Source organism: Streptomyces stoeckheimensis (genome assembly GCF_045822005.1).
GTDB classification, from domain to species: domain Bacteria; phylum Actinomycetota; class Actinomycetes; order Streptomycetales; family Streptomycetaceae; genus Streptomyces; species Streptomyces stoeckheimensis.
Window position 1 is genome coordinate 8,165,847 of the sequence record NZ_CP169550.1, and the last position, 17,705, is coordinate 8,183,551.

Genomic DNA, 17,705 nt, shown 5'->3' on the forward strand with positions numbered 1-17,705 from the left:
CGCATTGACGTCCCCCGCTACATGGAGGAGCCCTCATGGCCGATACCGTCACCCCGGTGTTGACCCGCAAGATGCACTACATGTTCACGCTGCTCGACGCCGACCAGGACGGCTTCCTCGGGGAGGACGACCTAGCCGCCGTAGCCGACCGGATGGCCGACGTGTTCCCGGGGCGGCCGGACCGGATCCGGGCGCTCCGCGACGCCCTGCACCGGCTGTGGGAAGACCACCTCGCCCACGTCGATCTCGGGGGCGGCCGTCTCGACCTCAAAGCTTTCGAGCAGGGGATCCGACGGTCGGTCGCCGCCAGTCCTGTCACTCTGCTGGAGACTCTTCACGCGGGGGCCTCGGCCTGGATCGCCCTCACTGGCGTCGAGGACGACGGACTGATCGGGCTGGACGAGTACCTGCGGCTCAGCCAGGCAATCGGTGGGGTCCCCGCACAGCGGATGGAGGAGGCGTTCCGCCGCCTGGACCGCGACGGAGACGGCACGCTGGATCCGGCCGAAATCGGCGCCGCCGTGGTGGAGTTCTTCACCAGCGAGGACCCGGATGCCCCTGGCAACTGGCTCTACGGCCCGTTCTGATCGGCTTCGAACGCGCTCCCTCTGGCCGAGGCCATCGCAGGGCCGACGGCGATACTGACGACGGTGTCCGCGATCTGGTTGCGACTCGAGACGCCGGCCGCCAGGGACACCTCGGTCGCCGCCCCGGCCCCGGCGCCCGCGCCGGTCGAGACCAGCCTGGTCAAGCGCTGGAAGCTCGACGAGTTCGGCAACGAGCTCCTGATCACCAGCAAGCGCCTCGCGCTCTACTTCCTGGGCTTCGCGACCCTGGGCTTCCCGATCAGCAACACGATCCCCACCCGCTACCTGACCGGGTACCTCGGCGGCAGCAACTGGTACTCCGTCCCGCTCGCCGCGCTCATCGGCATCCTCTTCACCGAGGCGGTCGTCCTCGGTTGCACCGCCCCGATGTGGCTCTGACCCACTTGGCCTGAGGGCCCAACGCGACCGACGGCAAGGGCCCGTCCCCTGCTCCGGGGCGGGCCGCAGCCATGTCCGGAGGCGGTAGGGGCTGCGACCGCGGTCACCCGCGGGTGCCCGGTGCGCATGCCCGCGGCAGGGATTCCTCGCCGATAGTCGGTCGGCGAACCCTGCAGCGCGTCTGCGTACAACCGTGCGCCCCCGCGCTGCCGGAAGCGCGTTAGGCCACGCTAGTGACGGTGCGGCTGCGACGAGGACGTCGATCACCTCGCGAACGTATCGGTACGCGGCCGCGACGGTGATGCGGAACCCGGCGGCGAGCCAATCGTAGGTGTCCCCGCACGGTAGGCGGGCCAGGTGGCGCACGGTACCGCTGGACAGTCGATCGACGAGGCGTAGACATCCGTCTGCCAGGCGCTTCGTCGTTCCGTACGGCTGACCGCCTCCAACACCTCGCCGTCGAAGTCGGGTTGGAGAAGGCGCAGCTATGCCTTGGTGGCCTTCGTCCACTCGATTAGCTTCTGCATTACTTCGATGACCAGCTCTTGCCTCGGCCGAGGTAGAAAGATCCATGACAGCCAAGCTGGGGCCAAGAGTAGGACGACGATCAGTAGCGGAACGAGGCGCAGTGCTGACAGGACGTGACGTGGGCTGAGAAGTTCTAGAACTGCGGACATCCCGTTGGGCCCTTCGAACGGAGCGGGTTGCTGCGATGTCCGTTCGAGGAGCGCACCCCTGATGAACCGGCGCGGTTCACGACGTCACCACAGCAGCATTGCGGCATGGCTTCGATTTATCGAAGTCGAGAAGAAGCGATCGCGCGCTTCGACGAGGGTTGGCCGACTCCGGAGGCGTCGCCTGAGGCGCCCATGAACACAGGCCTGCCTAGGCTCAGCTGCCTCAAGAGGCCGAAGGGTTGCCGCAACGTAACAGGCTAGACGTACGGAGAAGTGACCTGAGGCTCATGTGCCTCCCCCTCCGCGCTAGGTCCCTGCCCTCACCCGCTCATGCCGGAAGGGTCCGCTCAATGTAGGCACGCTGCGTGATCGACAGCAAGAACCTCATTTCAGCCACAACTTACCTTGAAACAACCGGAGTTCAGGCGATAGTGATCCACGTTGTGGCCTCGGTGGAGGTCCACCCAGCCCTTCAGCGCCCCTCGATTGGAGACCCCGCCCCCAGCAGTTGGGCGCCCTTGCTGACGCCGAACATCCAGTCGACCCGCACCGAACAGCAGGGGGCAATTGCAGCCAACTCCACACCGACGTCTGGGGATACGGAGCCGGAGGGGGCGGGGGCAGTCGGCCGCACCGAGCCCGAAACCCCCGTGTACTGGGGGCTGCCCGGCGGAGGGGTCGAGGAGAGCGACGAGTCCCGGGAGGCCGCGCTCCACCGGGAGATCCACGAGGAGATCGCGGGGAAGGCCGACATCGTCCGCATGGCCCAAACCGCTCGGGCAGGTCCCGCCAGGCAGCCCCCGTCGACAGTTTCCACAGGATCCCGTTCAGGACCTGTCGACGTTCCCGCACCGGGCTACCGGCCGGCGCCCGTGAGGAGTTCCTCCGCCACACCCGTCCGTGAGTAGAGCACGACCCGCCCCGCCCGGTGCGCCGACACCAGACCGGCGGCGCGGAGCGCTCCGAGGTGCTGGGACACCGCGCCGGCGGTGAGGCCGGTGCGCCGGGCCAGTTCGGTCGTCGCGGCGGGTGCGGTGAGCTCCGCGAGGAGCCGCGCCCGGGAGCGCCCGAGCACCCGGGACAGGGCCGCGGAGGCCAATCCCGGCGGGGCCTCCCACAGCGTTCCGATGCCGCGCGGCGGATACCGTAGCGTCGGCTGGTACACGGCGTCCGTCGTCGCGAAGACCCGAGGCCACACGAACGCCGACGGCACGAGCAGCAGCCCTCGTCCGTCGAGTCGTCGCACGCCCCGCAGGAAGCGGTGCTTGACCTTCAAAGTCCCTGACGACCAGGACAGTTGGGGTGCGAAGTCCTCGAAGAGGCTGTGCGTGCCGTCTTCGGCGAAACGGCGGGCCCGGTAGTGGATGTCGGCCTCCAAGTGCATCTGGATGCGGGGCCAGTACGGGGCCATCGCGAGCTCCCAGAACGCGGCGATGGCATCGGTGAGGCGCCCGAGCCCGCGCCCGGGATCCGCCCGCAGTGCCTCGATGCCGGCCTGCGCCTCGGGCGCGGAGGCGCGCAGCCGTTCGGGCGGGGTGGCGCGCAGGGCGGCCAGCTCCACGCCGAGCGACGGGCCGGACGTGCTGGGCGGAGGGCAGAGGAAGCCGGGGACGGAGGTGGCCGTCACCGGCACCAGCGCGGTCAGCGGGCTCAGATCGATGCGTGCGGCCGCGATCCGGTCGCGTGCCTGCCCGGCCCACCGGCGGTGCAGCACCTGCTCGTCGGCGCCGGACAGGATCCGTACCCCCGCCACGACCTCCCAGAGCGGCGAGATGGCGAAGCGGGTCCGTGCGACGTCCTCGGCCGAGAACTCGATCTCGAGCACCGGGTGCCCTCCTCCCTGGAAGACCATGGAGGCCGTCCGTACGCCATGGATTTAGGACAGGCTAAAACATTCGGTCGGAGCTGCGATGACCGGCACCGTGACGGGCATGCCCAGACACCTCCCCGCGACCGTCGACGCGCACTCCCCGTGGCGATCGGGCGGCTTCCGCGTGCTCTTCTCCGCATCAGTTCTCGGCGTTGTCGGTACGAACGTCTCCTACGTCACCATCCCGCTGATCGCCGTACTCGCCCTTGACGCGGGCCCCGGGCAGGTCGGGGTGCTGGCCGCCCTGGGCACGGCGGCGTTCCTCCTCATCGGCCTGCCGGCGGGGGCATGGGTCGACCGCGTACGGCCCCGTACGGTCCTCGTCGCCGCGGACCTGCTGCGCGGCATCCTGCTCGCCGGGATCCCGCTGGCCTGGTGGTGGGACGTCCTGACCTTCGAAGGGCTCTGCGCGGCGGTGTTCCTGAGCGGGGTTGCGACCGTCTTCTCCGACGTGGCCGCGCAGAGCGCCCTGCCGCAGCTGGTCCGCCCCGAGGCCCTGGTCCCGGCCAACTCCGCCATGGTGAGCCTGATGGCCGCGGGCAACGTCGCGGGCCGGGGCGCGGGGGGCGCGCTCGTCCAGCTCCTCGGCGCACCGGTCGCTCTGGTGTGCGCGGCGGTGGGCCACCTGGGATCCGGGCTCCGGCTGATCCGCATGGAACGCGGCGATGCCGCTGACATCCCGGGCACGGCCGACGGCCCCCGCCGGGGCCCGAGCCTGCGCGCCCGGATCGCCGAGGGCCTGCGGCACGTCCTGCGCCACGGGGAACTGCGCGCCCTCGCGCTCACCGGGGCACTCGGCAACCTCGGGACGGTCATGGTGAACACGATGCTGCCCGTCGTCTTCACCCGCGAACTCGGACTGTCCGCAGGCGCACTGGGCCTGTTCTGGGCGGTCGGAGGAGTCGGCCTGCTGTTCGGAGCCCGATGCGCACGCCGGCTCGCCGACCGGTTCGGGCACGGGCGGGCGCTGGTCCTCGCGGACGCCTGCCTCGCCCCGACGGGACTCCTGGTACCCCTGATGGACCGGGGCATCTGGTTGTGGGTGGCGGGTGCCGGATGGTTCCTCTTCGCCGTCAGGACGGGGACGGGCAACGTCCTCGGAGTGAGCCTTCGCCAGCGCCTGACCCCGGACACCCTGCTCGGCCGTATGAACGCCACCTTCCGCTTCGTCCTCACCGGGGCCATGGCCCTCGGCGCCGCCCTGGCCGGTGCCATCGGTTCCTACGGGTCTCCCGGCGCGGCCCTCTGGTCAGGCGGAGCCCTGCTCTGCCTGGCCTGCGTACCGACCCTGGTCTCCCCGCTGCGCGGGCGTCGCGAGCTCCCGCCCGCGGGGGCCGCCGGGGGCGCCCTGCGCGGATCCGGCCGGGGGACGTGCCGTACCGCTTCGTGACGCGGCGCGGGCCCCTAGGGCCTGTCGTCAAACTCCCGTCTGCCGCGCGACGCCTGGCACGCGCTCTCGCCGCACCGGACGGAAGCCGAGTACGTCCAGTACGCGGGCTTCCGCCCGGCACGCCGAGAGCACGCACCAGACGCCGCGCGGCCGCCCTTCGGGCGACGACGGGATTTTGACGACAGGCCCTAGAGCTGCGCGGGTCAGTCCCCGCGCAGCGCGGCGGCCACCGGGCCCTCGCCGTGCACCTGGAGGCGGCCTGCCCTGACGGCCTGTGCCACGCCGAGCGCGCCCTCGCCGAGCTCCCGGCAGGTGTCGGCGTCGAGCACGAGGCGTGCGTCCGCCGCGTCGGCGGGCCCGTCCCCGTAGACGGGCACGTCCCCCTGGGTCGGGCCGAGGCGGACGTGGAACACGCCCTCGTCGAGGACCACGTCGACCACGGCCGGGCCCCCGGTCGCCGGGAGGCGGCGTAGCAGGAGGAGGGCGTACCAGTGCGCGCGCAGCGCGTCGGTGGGGCGGCGTTCGGCGAGGTCGGGGGCGCCCCATTCGGCGAGTGCCGTGAGCACGGGCAGTAGTTCGGCGCCGCGTGAGGTCAGCTCGTACACGGTCGCGGGCGCCGGCGGCGGCAGCTTGCGGCGGATCGCCAGGCCCTGCGCCTCCATGTCCTTGAGCCGGCCGGCCAGTACGTCCGTGGAGACGCCCGGCAGGTCGGCGTGGAGGTCGGTGTACCGGCGGGGGCCGGCCAGCAGCTCCCGGACGATCAGCAGGGTCCATCGGTCCCCTACCGCGTCCAGGGCGCGGGCCGAGGCGCAGTACTGGTCGTAGCTTCGGCGGCGTGGCTGACGAGGTGACATGCAGCGAGTCTAGACAGGATGTTGGACTTTCCAAGCTTCTACTTGGTAAAACCAAGCAGGTAGTCCGGAGTGCGGGAACAGCGGGAACAGGGAAGGCACGGCATGGAGTTCAGGCAGTCGAGCAAGCTCAGCGAGGTCTGCTACGAGATCCGGGGCCCGGTGATCGAGCACGCCAACGCGCTGGAGGAGGCGGGTCACAGCGTGCTGCGGCTCAACACCGGCAACCCGGCCGCCTTCGGCTTCGAGGCGCCGGAGGAGATCGTTCAGGACATGATCCGAATGCTCCCCCAGGCCCACGGGTACACCGACGCGCGCGGGGTGCTCTCCGCCCGCCGGGCCGTCGTCCAGCGCTACCAGGCGATCGGCTTGACCGATGTGACGGTGGACGACGTCTTCCTCGGCAACGGTGTCTCCGAGCTGGTCTCCATGGCCGTCCAGGCACTGCTGGAGGACGGGGACGAGGTCCTCATCCCCGCCCCCGACTTCCCGCTCTGGACCGCCGTGACCACCCTCGCGGGCGGCAAGGCCGTGCACTACGTCTGCGACGAGTCCGCCGACTGGTACCCGGACCTCGACGACATGGCGTCCAAGATCACGGACCGCACCAAGGCCGTGGTCATCATCAACCCGAACAACCCCACGGGCGCCGTCTACCCCCGGGAGATCCTGGAGGGCATCCTCGAACTCGCGCGCCGCCACGGTCTGATGGTCTTCTCCGACGAGATCTACGACCAGATCCTGTACGACGACGAGGTCCACCACCACGCCGCCGTCCTCGCCCCCGACCTGGTCGTCCTCACCTTCTGCGGGCTCTCGAAGACGTACCGGGTGGCGGGGTTCCGGTCCGGCTGGCTGGTGGTGAGCGGCCCCCGGCAGCATGCGCGCAGTTACCTGGAGGGGCTGACCATGCTCGCCTCCATGCGGCTGTGCCCCAACGCCCCGGCCCAGTACGCCATCCAGGCCGCGCTCGGCGGACGCCAGTCCATCAAGGAGCTGACCGCCCCCGGCGGGCGCCTCCTCGAACAGCGCGACCGCGCCTGGGAGAAGCTGAACGAGATCCCCGGCGTGTCCTGCGTGAAGCCGAAAGGCGCGCTGTACGCGTTCCCGCGCATCGACCCCAAGGTGCACCCGATCCACGACGACGAGCGGTTCGTGCTGGACCTGCTGCTGCGGGAGAAGATCCAGGTCGTCCAGGGCACGGGGTTCAACTGGCCCCGCCCCGACCACTTCCGGATCCTGACCCTGCCATACGCCGACGACCTGGACGCGGCGATCAGCCGGATCGGCCGCTTCCTGAGCGGGTACCGCCAGTAGGCGAGGTCCGCGAGGTCCGGGGGCCCGGACGGGACGTCCGGAAACGGACAATCGGCGAGGTCCAGCGACGGGCGGTTGTACGCGCCTGCGCCGCGGCCGGCCTCGGGCCGTCGGGGACGGTCGACGAACCGGTCGCGGCCATGTACCCCACGGACTCGACGGCGAGCCGGGTGCCTCGGACCTCGTTGTCCATGTCGGCGGTGCCGCGCTGGCGGCCGACGTGGTGACCGTGGGCGGGGACGGGGACGGGATGGATACTGCCGCGGGCCACCCGGAAAGGGTGCCTCGCCGCACCGCGTACTCGCCGCCCTGGATTCCGACATGCTCGCGCTTGCCGCCGAACACGCCCGGGGCGGGGCGGGGCGGTGCTGGGCATGCCCGTCGTGTGGGAGCGACTCGCCACGCACCTCCCCGTCAGACCGGGCGCACCCGAGTGCGGCACCATCCGGCAAGACGGCGGGACACGGCCGGACGCAACTGACGGATCGTCCTGCCGGTGGCCGACACTTCCAGTACGAGCCGTCACGGAACGGCAGTTGAACCGATGGAAGAAGAGGATCGCACCATGGTCGAGCAGGACGATCGATTCGATGTCGTCGTACTCGGAGCCGGGCCCGGGGGCTATGTCGCCGCCGTCCGTGCCGCCCAACTGGGCAAGCGTGTCGCCGTCGTGGAGGAGAGGTACTGGGGAGGTGTCTGCCTGAACGTGGGCTGCATCCCGACCAAGGCCCTGTTGCGCAACGCGGAACTCGCCCACATCTTCACCCATGAGGCGAAGACCTTCGGCATCAAGGTCGAGGGAGAGGTCACCTTCGACTACGGCGAGGCCTTCCGGCGCAGCCGCGCGGTCGCCGACGGCCGGGTCAAGGGGGTCCACTACCTGATGAAGAAGAACAAGATCACCGAGGTGGACGGCCGCGGCACCTTCCTCGACCCGCACACCCTCCAGGTCACCGGTTACGACGGGAACACCCGCACCATCGGGTTCGACCAGTGCGTCATCGCCACCGGCGCGACCCCCAAACTGCTGCCCGGTACCAAGCGCAGCGCGCGCGTGGTGACCTTCGAGGAGCAGATCCTCGCTGATGACCTCCCGCAGTCCATCGTCATCGCCGGGGCGGGTGCCATCGGCATCGAGTTCGCCTACGTACTGCACAACTATGGTGTGAAGGTCACGATCGTCGAGTTCCTGGACCGTGTCGCCCCGCTGGAAGACGCCGAGGTCTCCGCCGAACTCGCCCGCCAGTACCGAAAGCTGGGCATCGAGGTCCTCACCTCCACTCGGGTCGACGCCATCGACGAGTCCGGGCCCCAGGTCCGCGTCTCCGTCACCGGGAAGGACGGCACGCCGAAGGTCCTGGAGGCCGACAAGGTCCTCCAGGCGATCGGCTTCGCACCGAACGTCACCGGGTACGGTCTGGAGCACACGGGCGTGCGCGTAACCGACCGCGGCGCGATCGAGGTCGACGGCCGCTGCCGCACCTCCGTCCCGCACATCTACGCCATCGGTGACGTGACCGCGAAGCTCATGCTCGCCCACACCGCCGAGGCCATGGGGGTGATCGCGGCCGAGACGATCGCCGATGCCGAGACCATGGAACTCGACTACGCGATGATCCCTCGCGCCACCTACTGCCAGCCGCAGATCGCGAGCTTCGGCTACACCGAGGCCCAGGCCCGTGAGCTCGGCTACGACGTCAAGGTCGCCAAGTTCCCCTTCACCGCCAACGGCAAGTCCCATGGCCTCGGCGACACCACCGGATTCGTGAAGCTGATCAGCGATGCCAAGTACGGCGAGCTGATCGGCGGTCACCTCATCGGCCCCGACGTCACCGAACTGCTTCCCGAGCTGACTCTGGCCCAGCAATGGGACCTCACCGTCCACGAGGTGGCCCGCAACGTCCACGCCCACCCGACCCTGGGCGAGGCCGTCAAGGAGGCCGTGCACGGCCTGGCCGGCCACATGATCAACATGTGAGCCTCCCGCAGCGTGCCGGTACGGCAGACGGCCGCACCGGCACGCGGCGCCGATGGCGCGCCCCTGGTCCGCCGCGAATCGGCGTAGCCGGCTACGTGGCGCCGGGAGCGTGGTGCGACACGCTACGAGGAGGCCGGGGTGTCATCGGCCGCGTCGGTGGAACGCAGTAGGCGCAGGAACGCCTTCACGCCCGCGATGATCTCCTGGTTGTCGGTGAGGCGGTTCACCGTGGACTCGAACTCCCTGCCCAGCGCGGTGATCCTGCGGTTCGTCTCCTCGGTCCGCTCGTAGGTGCTCATGGCCAGCGCGTCCACGGTGCGGCGCAGTTCGGCGAGGGCTCGGTACTGTTCCTCGCTCTTCTCCTCCAGGGCCCGTGTCCCGGCTTCGGCGCGGTTCAGTCGCTTGTGCAGTTCGACGACGTCGTCCCGCGGGTACGTGACGTCCTTCAGGAGGGTTCCCAGGCGCCGTCGGAGCTGGCCGAAGTAGGCACCGGCCGGCCGGAAGAAGGTGCTCAGCAGGAAGAACGCGGCGAACCAGTAGCCCGTGAACTCGTCCGTCGCCCAGGTGGCCGCCAAGACGGCCGCTGCCGTGAGGATGTGGCCCGCGATCGCCGCGCGGAGCATCGTGCGTGCGATGCGCGCGGCCTCGGCATCCCGGGCCGGGGAGACTTCCATGCCCTTCTCGCGGCTCACCGCGATCTCGGCGAGCACCGCGTGCGCGCGGAAGTACAGGTTCCAGGGCAGCGTGAGCAGGAGCAGCAGCCACAGGAGGCTGAGCACACCCGCCCCGACGGCGAACACCACCGCGGGCGGTGCCCCCGCCACGTAGGCGAAGACCAGTGCCGCGACCGCCACCACGACGGCTGCCGCCACCCCCAGAGACCTACCCATGCCCCCGCCTCCCGTCCGGACGTCCGGACTGCCCATGCTCCTCCGGGCGGGTACGGGCCGGCATGAGTAGGCGTACTCAAGTTCGCGGTAGGGCCCGGGTGAGTCCACAGCCGGGCCACAGGTCAAGGACAGCCCGCGCCTGGAGGAGTCGCCTTCGCCCAAGCGCGTTCTGACCCCAGGGCGGCACGTTCCCCGTAGCGGCCTCACCGAGACCACACCGGGCCGGCGCGTGTACTGGGGATTGACGCAGACCACACCCGCCGATCAACTTCACCTGCTCCAAGCGATGTTCGGCGAGGAGGCGGTGCTTTCCGCCGATGCCCGGGCGTGCTTGTGCAGGCTGATGGGTTCGGTCGCCCCGACCAGGACTCCTCCGTGGCGATGTCCTCGCCGACCTCGTCCCGCCGCTTCCACCTCGTCACTCGGTCGGCCTAGCCGCGCGTTGCTTTGGGTGATCATCGGTGTGCAGAGTGTAGCCGCTCGGTGGCGCTGGCCCCGGGCGCCGTCATTGAGGGGGATCGATTCTTCGTGTGTGGGCTCGCTGGTTGGGTTGTGTTCGGCCGGGACGGGATGCCGGAAGCGGACTTGGCGGAGCTCAAGCCGATGCTGGAGTCGATGGCCTGCCGGGGCCCGGACGCCTCGGCGTCGTGGACGGGTCCGGGTACGGCTGTGGGGCACACCCGCCTGGCGATCGTCGACCAGGCCGGCGGCCGCCAGCCCATGGTGGACCAGACCGCCTCCAGCGGGCCCGGTGCGGTGCTGGTGTTCACCGGCGAGGTCTACAACCACAACGAGCTGCGTCGCGAGCTCACGGCACGTGGTCACCGCTTCCGGACGCGCTCCGACACCGAGGTCGTCCTGGCAGCCGTCCGGCAGTGGGGCGCGGGCGCCGCGGAACGGTTGGAGGGCATCTTCGCGTTCGCGGTGTGGGACCCGCGTGGGCGGCGTCTGCTGCTGGCCCGCGACCGGCTGGGAGTGAAGCCACTCTTCTACGCGCTGACCCCTCGTGGCGTCCGGTTCGGCTCCGAACCCAAAGCGGTCCTGGCCCACCCGCAGGCGGAAACGATTCTTGACCTGCCGGGGCTGCGCGAACTGATCCTGTCCTCGCACCCGATGGTCAACTCACCGGGCCGGACCGCGTTCTCAGGCCTCGGCGAGGTGCCGCCGGCGCATGTGGTGACGATCGACGCCGCCGGCCGGGCCACCGTGCGCCGCTACTGGTCCCTGACCCCGCGCCAGCACACCGACGACCTCCCCGACACCATCGCCACCGTCCGTGACCTGCTCGCCCAGGCGGTCGGCGGCCAGGCCGTCACCGAAGTTCCGTCCTGCACGCTGCTCTCCGGCGGTCTCGACTCCAGTGCCATCGCCGCCCTGGCCCGGCAGACCACCCGCTTACCCCTCACGACCGTCTCCCTCGACCTGACCGCGAAGACGAGGCCGTCCGCCCGGGACGCGATGCGCCGCGACGACGACGCCCCCTACATCGTCCTGATGGCCGAAGCCCTCGGCTCCCGCCATCACCACATCACCCCCGACTCGCTGCGGCTCGCCGACCCCGCCCTGCGCTCCGAAGTCGTCCGCGCCCGCGACGGTCTGAGCCTGGGAGACTTCGACCACTCCGCCCTGCTGCTCTTCAAGGCCGTACGCGCCCACGGCAAGGTCGCCCTCTCCGGTGACGGATCCGACGAGCTCTTCGGCGGCTACCGCTGGTTCGAAACGGAGGACGCGCCGCCCGGCGGGGCCCCGCAGGCGGCCTTCCCCTGGGAGCGGGTCATCACCCGCGCCGACCTCACCCAATTGCTGGCTCCGCCCCTGCGTGCCGCCCTCGGCCTGGACGCCCACCGCGCCCAGCTCCTCGCCGAGGCCCGGGCAGAACTCGACCACCTGCCCTCCGCCGGCGCCGCCGAGCGCAGGCTGCGCACCATCAGCCACCTCAGCCTCACCCGTTTCCTGCCCGCCCTCCTGGAACGCACCGACCGCCTGAGCATGAGCTGCGGCCTGGAAGTACGCGTTCCGTTCCTGGACCACCGCCTGGTCGAGTACGTCTTCAACACCCCCTGGCCGTTCAAGACCCACGACGGCCGGGAGAAGAGCCTGCTGCGCGCCGCCTGCCGCGGCCTGGTTCCCGACCCGGTCCTCGACCGGCGCAAGAGCCCCTACCCGGTCAGCCGCGACCCCGCCTACCGGCAAGCCCTCACCGTACAGACCCGCCTCCTCCTCGACTCCGACAGCCCGGCCGTGGACCTCCTCGACACCGCGGCCGTACGCGACCTGCTCCTCGATGCCGACACGGCCCACCGCTTCCCCCGTGAGGGGCTCGAATTCGTCCTCGACCTAGACGTGTGGCTCCGTACCCACCGCCCGACCCTGAACCTGTGAGCACCCCCATGACCACGACCGAGCCCCGCCCCGTCATCGTCTCCGCGGTACGGACCCCCATCGGCCGCGCCCACCGCGGTGCGCTGGCCTCCGTACGGCCCGACGACCTCCTCGCCACCGCGGTCGAAGCCGCCCTCGCACGCGTCCCGCAGCTCGACCCCGCCCACCTCGACGACCTGATCGCCGGCTGCGCACTCCCCGGAGGCGAACAGGGCTTCAACATCGCCCGCATCACCGCGGTCCTCCTCGGCCTCGACCACGTGCCCGGGGCGACCGTCAACCGCTTCTGCACCTCCTCCCTCCAGGCGCTGCGCATGGCGGCCCAGGCCGTCCGCTGCGGGGACGCGCGGGCTGTGGTGGCCGCCGGTGTGGAGTCCCAGTCCCGTCTCGCGTACGGGAGCTCCGACACCTGGCCCGGCACCCGCAACCCCGCCTTCGCCGACGCCGAAGCCCGCACCGCCCACCGCTCCGCCACCGCCGACGAGACCTGGTACGAGCCCCGCACCGGCGGCGCCCTGCCCGACCCCTACCTCCCCGTCGCGCTCGCCGCCGAACACGCGGCCGACGTGTACGGCATCACCCGCACCGAGATGGACGCCTACGCCGTCCGCTCCCACCGCCTCGCCGGCCATGCCTGGGAGACCGGGTTCTTCACCCCCGAAATCGTCCCCGTCCTCACGCCGGCCGGGGAGAAGGTCACCCGCGACGACTGCCCCCGCCGAGGGGTCACCCTCGACACCCTGGCCGCCCTCGCACCCGCCGCACGCCCCGACGGCCGGGTCACCGCCGGGAACGCGGCCCCGCTCAGCGACGGCGCGGCGGCCGTCCTCGTCATGGACGAAGCCTTCGCCCTCGCCCTCGGCATCACCCCGCTGGCCCGGATCCTCGCCACCGCGGTCAGCGCCCACACCCCCGAAACCGAGGGCCCCGCCCCCGTCGAAGCCACCCGCCGCGTCCTCGCCCGTACCGGCATGACCCTCGATGACGTCGACGTCTGCGTCGGCAACGAACCCTTCGCCGCCCAGATGCTCGCCTACTGCCGGGAACTCGACTGCGACCCGGACCGCTTCAACACCCGGGGCGGCTCCATCGCCCTTGGCGAGCCGTACGGCGCCGCCGGAGCCCGCCTGACCACCACCGCCCTCAACACCCTGCGCCAGGACGACTCCTCCACCGCCCTGATCTCCGTCGTCGCCGCGGGCGGCATCGGCATGACCGCCGTCCTGGAACGCCTCGCCTGACGAGCGCGGCGAAGGCCGGTCGGTCCGGCGTGCCGATTCGCAGGTGCGGCAGCGTCCGAACAGAGGTTGTCGAAGCCCTTGTCCTAGCCGGCCTGCTGCTCGTACCCCACGAGCCGGACACAGACGGCGAGCCCCTCGATCGCCTGCTCCAGCTCCGCGAGGGACGGGTAGCTGGGTGCGATCCGGATGACCGCGTCGCGCGGGTCGTCGCCGTACGGGTGCGTGGCGCCGGCCGGGGTCAGCACGATGCCCGCCTCGGCAGCGCGGCGTCCAGGATCCGCGCCACCGCCTCGAACTTGGGCTGGAGCAGGGCACGCTGGCGCTCCATCTGGGCCCTCACCCCGTCGGCGTCGCGCAGGAACAGGGCGTGTCGCAGCTGGTTGACCTTGTCGGGGCCGATGGACCGCTTGGAGTTGTTGGCGAGCAGCCACTGGAGGTTCGTGGGCGAGGCGCCGAAGAAGGCGACGCCGGCGCCCGCGGTGATGATCTTCGAGGTGGAGCCGAACACGAACACCCGGTCCGGGTTGCCGGCTTCGGCGCAGGTGGCGAGCAGGTCGGCGATCTCGGTGGGCCCGTCGGTGAGGTCGTGGGCGGCGTACGCGTTGTCCCAGAAGATCCGGAAGTCCGGGGCCGCGGTGCTCATCGAGGCGAGCCGCGCCACGGCCTCCATGTCAGGGCCCTCGGCGGTCATCGGTACCGGGATCATCTCGATCCCGGTACCGCTCGCAGAGCGCGAAGTGCCGATCGTACCCGGGCACCGGGCACAGGAAGGCGATCCGCCCCTGATCCACCCACCGCGACTCGGCGCCCGGCAGCACGCCCAGCAAGGCGTGCACCAGGCAGTCGTGCTTCACTCCAGGCTGGAATTCCCGGCAGCGAGCAGCTGCCCGGCCGGCACCTGGAGCACGCCGGCGAAGATCTCCCCGAGCTCGGACAGCCCCTGCAGTCCGCCGTAGTTGCGCACGTCCGTGCCATCGGCGGAGGCATGCCGTCCACCGGGCAGGCTCAGCAGATCCTGGGAGAGGTCGAGCTGCTCCGGTGCCGGCTTGCCCCGGGTGAGGTCGAGCGCGAGCCCGCGTTCCGCGAGGGCCCGGTAGTCCTGGCGGGCCCGCGCCAGGAGCTTGGTCAGGGCGTCGGGGCTCAACTCGGTGGTCATGGTGTCGCTTGGTGCTGGTGGCCGACCTCGCGCACGAGGTCCAGCCCGAGGACGCGGTCGAGGAAGGCGAACGTCTCGAACTTGGCACCGGCCGGCACATCGGCGCGTGTCGCCACGTCGGCCAGCATGTCCAGGAGGGCGGGGACGCCGAGATCGTCGGCGAGTACGGCACGAGCCTGCCGCAGCTCGTCGGCAGGAATCGGCCTGGACGGCTGCTGCGCCCATTCGGCCACCTGCTGCCGCCAGTGCGTGAGCGTCCGCCGGGCCTCGGCAAGCACGGAGCCGGTGGCCATGACCGGCACGCCGTAGGCGTGGCCGAGCAACAGCATCCTCACAGCCAGCGGATCGGTCCCAGCCGGGGCGAATCCGTCCGGGGGCGGCGGGCTGACCTGGCCCACCTCGATCCGGGCTCCGTCGGCCGCGTCCGGGAGGACCGCGTCGTACGCGAGGATGTGGACGTCGGCAGCCGCGCAGATCGTCTCGGTCAGCTGGGGGACACCGATGGTGGCGGGCGGGTGGATGCCGAGAGCAGCCATGGCCCGATCGAGCGCCTGGGTTTGGTCATGCGGGAGGTCCGGCGTGGTGAGGGCCGTAAGGGCCTGCAGGCCGTGCAACTCCGCGGCGCGGGCCAGTACGTCGCCGACCAGCGGCGCCCGCAGATGCGCCATGCCGATCCCCGTGTCGATGGCCGGCAGGTGGACGCAGATGCGCAGCAGGTGGCGGTGTGCGGAAGGAATCTCCACGACCCGGCCGGTGCGGGTGTCGGTGATACGCAGCATGATGCGGAGGCTAGTCCTGAAAACCTCCGGCACCGGGGAGGACCTGCCCGGACGCAAACGTTGCGAGCTCCGCATCCCTGCCGACGGGTCCCGGTCCATCCGCGCCGAACCACCGTGCCGTACAGCAGATGCAGCGGCCGGGCCAGGTCCTCGGCGTCGGCGACCCCGGCGTCCCGCGCCAGATCAGTGAGCAGTGTCCGCACCCGGAGGCGGTACCTGTCCGCGGCGAACTCAACGGGACTGCCGGGCTGCGCCTCCGCGCTGGCCGACGTGTGCTCACGGGGCCGGAGGCGGGAAGGGCAGGACCGGCCCCTGCTTGGGGGCCGGTCGGCCCCTTCTACCGCTGCCGGGGTGTGGAGTGTGGAGTGGGGAACCGGCGGACCGCAGCACCCTGGGCGGTGGAGTACGGGACCGCACGCTTCGTTCGTGTGTGACGGCGGGAGGCCGGCGGGGCGGCTCATCGGGGAGGATGGGCCGTTCCCGCCGGCTGTCAGGGGCCGGCCGGAGCGGGGGCGCTCACATGCGCAACAGCCGCACGGTGATCTCCCGGTACTGGCGCAGGGCGAGCCGTAGGTCTTCCGTCTCGGCTTCGGTGCCGCGGCCCTCGTGGGTCGAGCCGATGGCGCGCCGGCGTTCCACGAGTGCGGCCGTGACGCGGGTGGTGGCTTCGGCGAAGGTGCTGTCGGCTTCCTCGACCGCTTCGCGCGGGCTGTGGACGAAGGTGCCGAGTGCGTGCTGGAGGTGCAGGGTCAGCCTGTCCCGGTCTCTCTGCGCGAGCAGTGACACCGGGACCGGGGTGTCCGTGCGGGCCCCGGGCGGTTCTTCGGGGGGTGGGGCGTGAGGAGCCGGGCCCCCGCGAGGGTCGAGCCGCCCGGGGAGCGGGGCCCGGGTCGGGGATTGCCGTGCGCGTTCCTGGCCGTACGTCATCGCGTGCCACTTCCCTCGGCGTGGTGACGCTGCGGACGGTGCCGGCCGGAGTCGGCCGGCTGCTGTGCGACCAGGGCGTCGAAGAGGTTCCGGGCCCCGGTCATGGCCCTGCGGTTCTGCTCCGTGCTGCCTTGGCCGTGGACGGCCGCGTGCAGGCCGCGATAGCCGTCGACGTGCTTCGCGTGGTGGACGGAGAGCGCGGCGAGCCGCTCTTCGAACGGCCCGCCGACCGGAAAGCCCCGGTCCGATGCCAGCCGTGCCAACAGCGCGTCGGCCTCGGCGACCGCTTCCTGCGGGGAGTCGACGAACCGCTTCTGGATCCCGGCCCATTGGGCCGCGTACTGCTCCCGGGAAGCCGATGAAAGCGGCCGTTCCCTGACGGAACCGTGCTGCTTCAGGCGCTCGCCGAGTTCTCGGTCCGCGGCCTTGGTGTCACCTTCGTGGCGGGTCACGAGGCGTTCGTACTCGGGGCCGAAGCGCCGTTTCAGACCGTGCCCGATCCGGCGGTGGCCGAGCGTGGCCAAGAGGATGGCCGTCACGGCGACGAGCGTCGCGGCGACGAGGGCCGCGATGATGATCACGGCCCGGGACACGGCGGTCCCCCGATGTTCCCGGCTCGTAAGTCGTTCTGCTGCATACCGTCGGCTCTCCTCGGTTGATGGCGGGGCGGTGCCGGCAGGAGGAGGAGAATCCGGAGGGGCAAGGCCGGGACCTGCACAGCGGTCACAGGGGTGGTGCCTGCGTTCCGCGGGGTCCGGGCGAAGCGGAGGGTGGAGGGCTTGGCTCCGGAGCCTTCCCGGGTGGTACGGCCCAACACCGTCCGTGTCAGTCAACGCCGGGCGGTGTCGCCTGTCAATGGGCCCGACGACTGTCGCCGAGCCCCTCGCAGGACTACGCTGCCGGATGAAGCCCTGGTCCCCGGCAGCGATGATCTGTTCCGCTGTGGAAGGGACCGCTCGTGTCCGTCGCGTTTCTCGTGCTCCTGGTAGCCCTGATCCTCTTCGGCTACTCCAACCACCTGCTGTGGGTGGCCGCCGCAGTACTGCTCTTCGCCCTCGTGCACCGCGGACGGCGGGGCGGCTCGGGCCGTCAGGGCGACCACCGCGGTTACGACGACCACCGCGGTTACGACGACTACGACGACTACCGGGACCACCGTGACCAGCAGCACCGCTGGGACCGCCGCTACGATCGACAGCACCGTGGCCGCCGGAGCCGTGAGGACCGCCGCGACCGCGGCCGCGAAGAACCGCGCTGAAGG

The 17,705-nt window shown here is 71.1% G+C and carries 14 protein-coding genes and 3 pseudogenes; 9 read left to right on the forward strand and 8 right to left on the reverse strand.

All coding sequences use genetic code 11. The features are described from left to right. Positions 1-35: 35 nt before the first annotated feature. The 3 genes and pseudogenes from ACE1OC_RS37150 to ACE1OC_RS37160 form a co-directional block, all read left to right on the forward strand. The gene (locus ACE1OC_RS37150; RefSeq protein ID WP_407840702.1) at positions 36-587 is read left to right on the forward strand and encodes an EF-hand domain-containing protein; all 552 of its coding nucleotides are present in this window, start codon (positions 36-38) and stop codon (positions 585-587) included. Between the two features lie 63 nt (positions 588-650). Continuing rightward, positions 651-986 carry a hypothetical protein gene (locus ACE1OC_RS37155; RefSeq protein WP_407840703.1) on the forward strand — a complete coding sequence of 112 codons (336 nt, stop codon included), beginning with the start codon at positions 651-653 and terminating at the stop codon, positions 984-986. A 1,327-nt stretch (positions 987-2,313) separates the two neighbouring features. Further along, positions 2,314-2,373, forward strand: a pseudogene (locus ACE1OC_RS37160) (NUDIX hydrolase); the annotation flags it as partial. 52 nt (positions 2,374-2,425) lie between these two features. Here ACE1OC_RS37160 and ACE1OC_RS37165 read toward each other — a convergent pair. Both ACE1OC_RS37165 and ACE1OC_RS37170 read right to left on the reverse strand, forming a co-directional pair. Continuing rightward, positions 2,426-2,503 (reverse strand): annotated as a pseudogene (locus tag ACE1OC_RS37165) (transposase); the annotation flags it as partial. A gap of 16 nt (positions 2,504-2,519) precedes the next feature. Beyond that, positions 2,520-3,488 (reverse strand): ArsR/SmtB family transcription factor, encoded by a 969-nt coding sequence (locus tag ACE1OC_RS37170; protein ID WP_407840704.1) that lies wholly within the window; start codon positions 3,486-3,488, stop codon positions 2,520-2,522. Between the two features lie 106 nt (positions 3,489-3,594). Here ACE1OC_RS37170 and ACE1OC_RS37175 point away from each other — a divergent pair, with 106 nt between their 5' ends. Beyond that, the gene (locus ACE1OC_RS37175) at positions 3,595-4,923 is read left to right on the forward strand and encodes an MFS transporter (protein WP_407840705.1); all 1,329 of its coding nucleotides are present in this window, start codon (positions 3,595-3,597) and stop codon (positions 4,921-4,923) included. Between the two features lie 203 nt (positions 4,924-5,126). Here ACE1OC_RS37175 and ACE1OC_RS37180 read toward each other — a convergent pair whose 3' ends face one another. Beyond that, positions 5,127-5,777, reverse strand: a complete 651-nt coding sequence (locus ACE1OC_RS37180; protein WP_407840706.1) for a winged helix-turn-helix transcriptional regulator — start codon at positions 5,775-5,777, stop codon at positions 5,127-5,129. Between the two features lie 102 nt (positions 5,778-5,879). On the opposite strand from ACE1OC_RS37180, the gene ACE1OC_RS37185 reads away from it, so the two are divergent. Both ACE1OC_RS37185 and lpdA read left to right on the forward strand, forming a co-directional pair. After that, positions 5,880-7,091 carry a pyridoxal phosphate-dependent aminotransferase gene (locus ACE1OC_RS37185; protein ID WP_407840707.1) on the forward strand — a complete coding sequence of 404 codons (1,212 nt, stop codon included), beginning with the start codon at positions 5,880-5,882 and terminating at the stop codon, positions 7,089-7,091. Positions 7,092-7,656: 565 nt separating this feature from the next. Then, on the forward strand, positions 7,657-9,069 hold the full coding sequence (gene lpdA / locus ACE1OC_RS37190; protein ID WP_407840708.1) for a dihydrolipoyl dehydrogenase: 1,413 nt from the start codon (positions 7,657-7,659) through the stop codon (positions 9,067-9,069). Between the two features lie 122 nt (positions 9,070-9,191). On the opposite strand, the gene ACE1OC_RS37195 is transcribed toward lpdA, so the two are convergent. Beyond that, the gene (locus ACE1OC_RS37195) at positions 9,192-9,959 is read right to left on the reverse strand and encodes a hypothetical protein (protein ID WP_407840709.1); all 768 of its coding nucleotides are present in this window, start codon (positions 9,957-9,959) and stop codon (positions 9,192-9,194) included. 528 nt (positions 9,960-10,487) lie between these two features. On the opposite strand from ACE1OC_RS37195, the gene asnB reads away from it, so the two are divergent. Together asnB and ACE1OC_RS37205 are read left to right on the forward strand one after the other, a co-directional pair. Beyond that, positions 10,488-12,341: an asparagine synthase (glutamine-hydrolyzing) gene (asnB, locus tag ACE1OC_RS37200; RefSeq protein ID WP_407840710.1), complete on the forward strand. Its 1,854-nt coding sequence runs from the start codon at positions 10,488-10,490 to the stop codon at positions 12,339-12,341. Between the two features lie 8 nt (positions 12,342-12,349). Beyond that, a complete protein-coding gene (locus ACE1OC_RS37205; protein WP_407841801.1) occupies positions 12,350-13,582 on the forward strand; it encodes an acetyl-CoA C-acyltransferase in 1,233 nt (410 codons plus the stop codon). Between the two features lie 83 nt (positions 13,583-13,665). Here ACE1OC_RS37205 and ACE1OC_RS37210 read toward each other — a convergent pair. The 4 genes and pseudogenes from ACE1OC_RS37210 to ACE1OC_RS37225 all read right to left on the reverse strand — a co-directional run bounded on the left by ACE1OC_RS37210 (position 13,666) and on the right by ACE1OC_RS37225 (position 17,037). Further along, positions 13,666-14,738, reverse strand: a pseudogene (locus tag ACE1OC_RS37210) (aminotransferase). Further along, complete coding sequence (locus ACE1OC_RS37215) at positions 14,735-15,517, reverse strand: hypothetical protein (protein ID WP_407840711.1); 783 nt, start codon at positions 15,515-15,517, stop codon at positions 14,735-14,737. Before ACE1OC_RS37215 ends, ACE1OC_RS37210 begins: the two are co-directional and overlap by 4 nt. A 516-nt stretch (positions 15,518-16,033) precedes the next feature. After that, positions 16,034-16,303 carry a hypothetical protein gene (locus ACE1OC_RS37220; protein WP_407840712.1) on the reverse strand — a complete coding sequence of 90 codons (270 nt, stop codon included), beginning with the start codon at positions 16,301-16,303 and terminating at the stop codon, positions 16,034-16,036. Between the two features lie 137 nt (positions 16,304-16,440). After that, entirely contained in the window at positions 16,441-17,037 is a 597-nt protein-coding gene (locus ACE1OC_RS37225) for a hypothetical protein (RefSeq protein WP_407840713.1), read from the reverse strand. Positions 17,038-17,402: 365 nt separating this feature from the next. Between ACE1OC_RS37225 and ACE1OC_RS37230 the strand changes: the two genes are divergently transcribed. After that, on the forward strand, positions 17,403-17,702 hold the full coding sequence (locus ACE1OC_RS37230; protein WP_407840714.1) for a hypothetical protein: 300 nt from the start codon (positions 17,403-17,405) through the stop codon (positions 17,700-17,702). Positions 17,703-17,705: the final 3 nt, after the last annotated feature.

Coding starts and splice junctions, on each gene's coding strand:
- ACE1OC_RS37150 (WP_407840702.1), top strand. CDS start 36: ATGGCCGATACCGTCACCCCGGTGTTGACCCGCAAGATGCACTACATG.
- ACE1OC_RS37175 (WP_407840705.1), top strand. CDS start 3,595: ATGCCCAGACACCTCCCCGCGACCGTCGACGCGCACTCCCCGTGGCGA.
- ACE1OC_RS37180 (WP_407840706.1), bottom strand. CDS start 5,777: ATGTCACCTCGTCAGCCACGCCGCCGAAGCTACGACCAGTACTGCGCC.
- ACE1OC_RS37185 (WP_407840707.1), top strand. CDS start 5,880: ATGGAGTTCAGGCAGTCGAGCAAGCTCAGCGAGGTCTGCTACGAGATC.
- lpdA (WP_407840708.1), top strand. CDS start 7,657: ATGGTCGAGCAGGACGATCGATTCGATGTCGTCGTACTCGGAGCCGGG.
- ACE1OC_RS37195 (WP_407840709.1), bottom strand. CDS start 9,959: ATGGGTAGGTCTCTGGGGGTGGCGGCAGCCGTCGTGGTGGCGGTCGCG.
- ACE1OC_RS37205 (WP_407841801.1), top strand. CDS start 12,350: ATGACCACGACCGAGCCCCGCCCCGTCATCGTCTCCGCGGTACGGACC.
- ACE1OC_RS37215 (WP_407840711.1), bottom strand. CDS start 15,517: ATGCTGCGTATCACCGACACCCGCACCGGCCGGGTCGTGGAGATTCCT.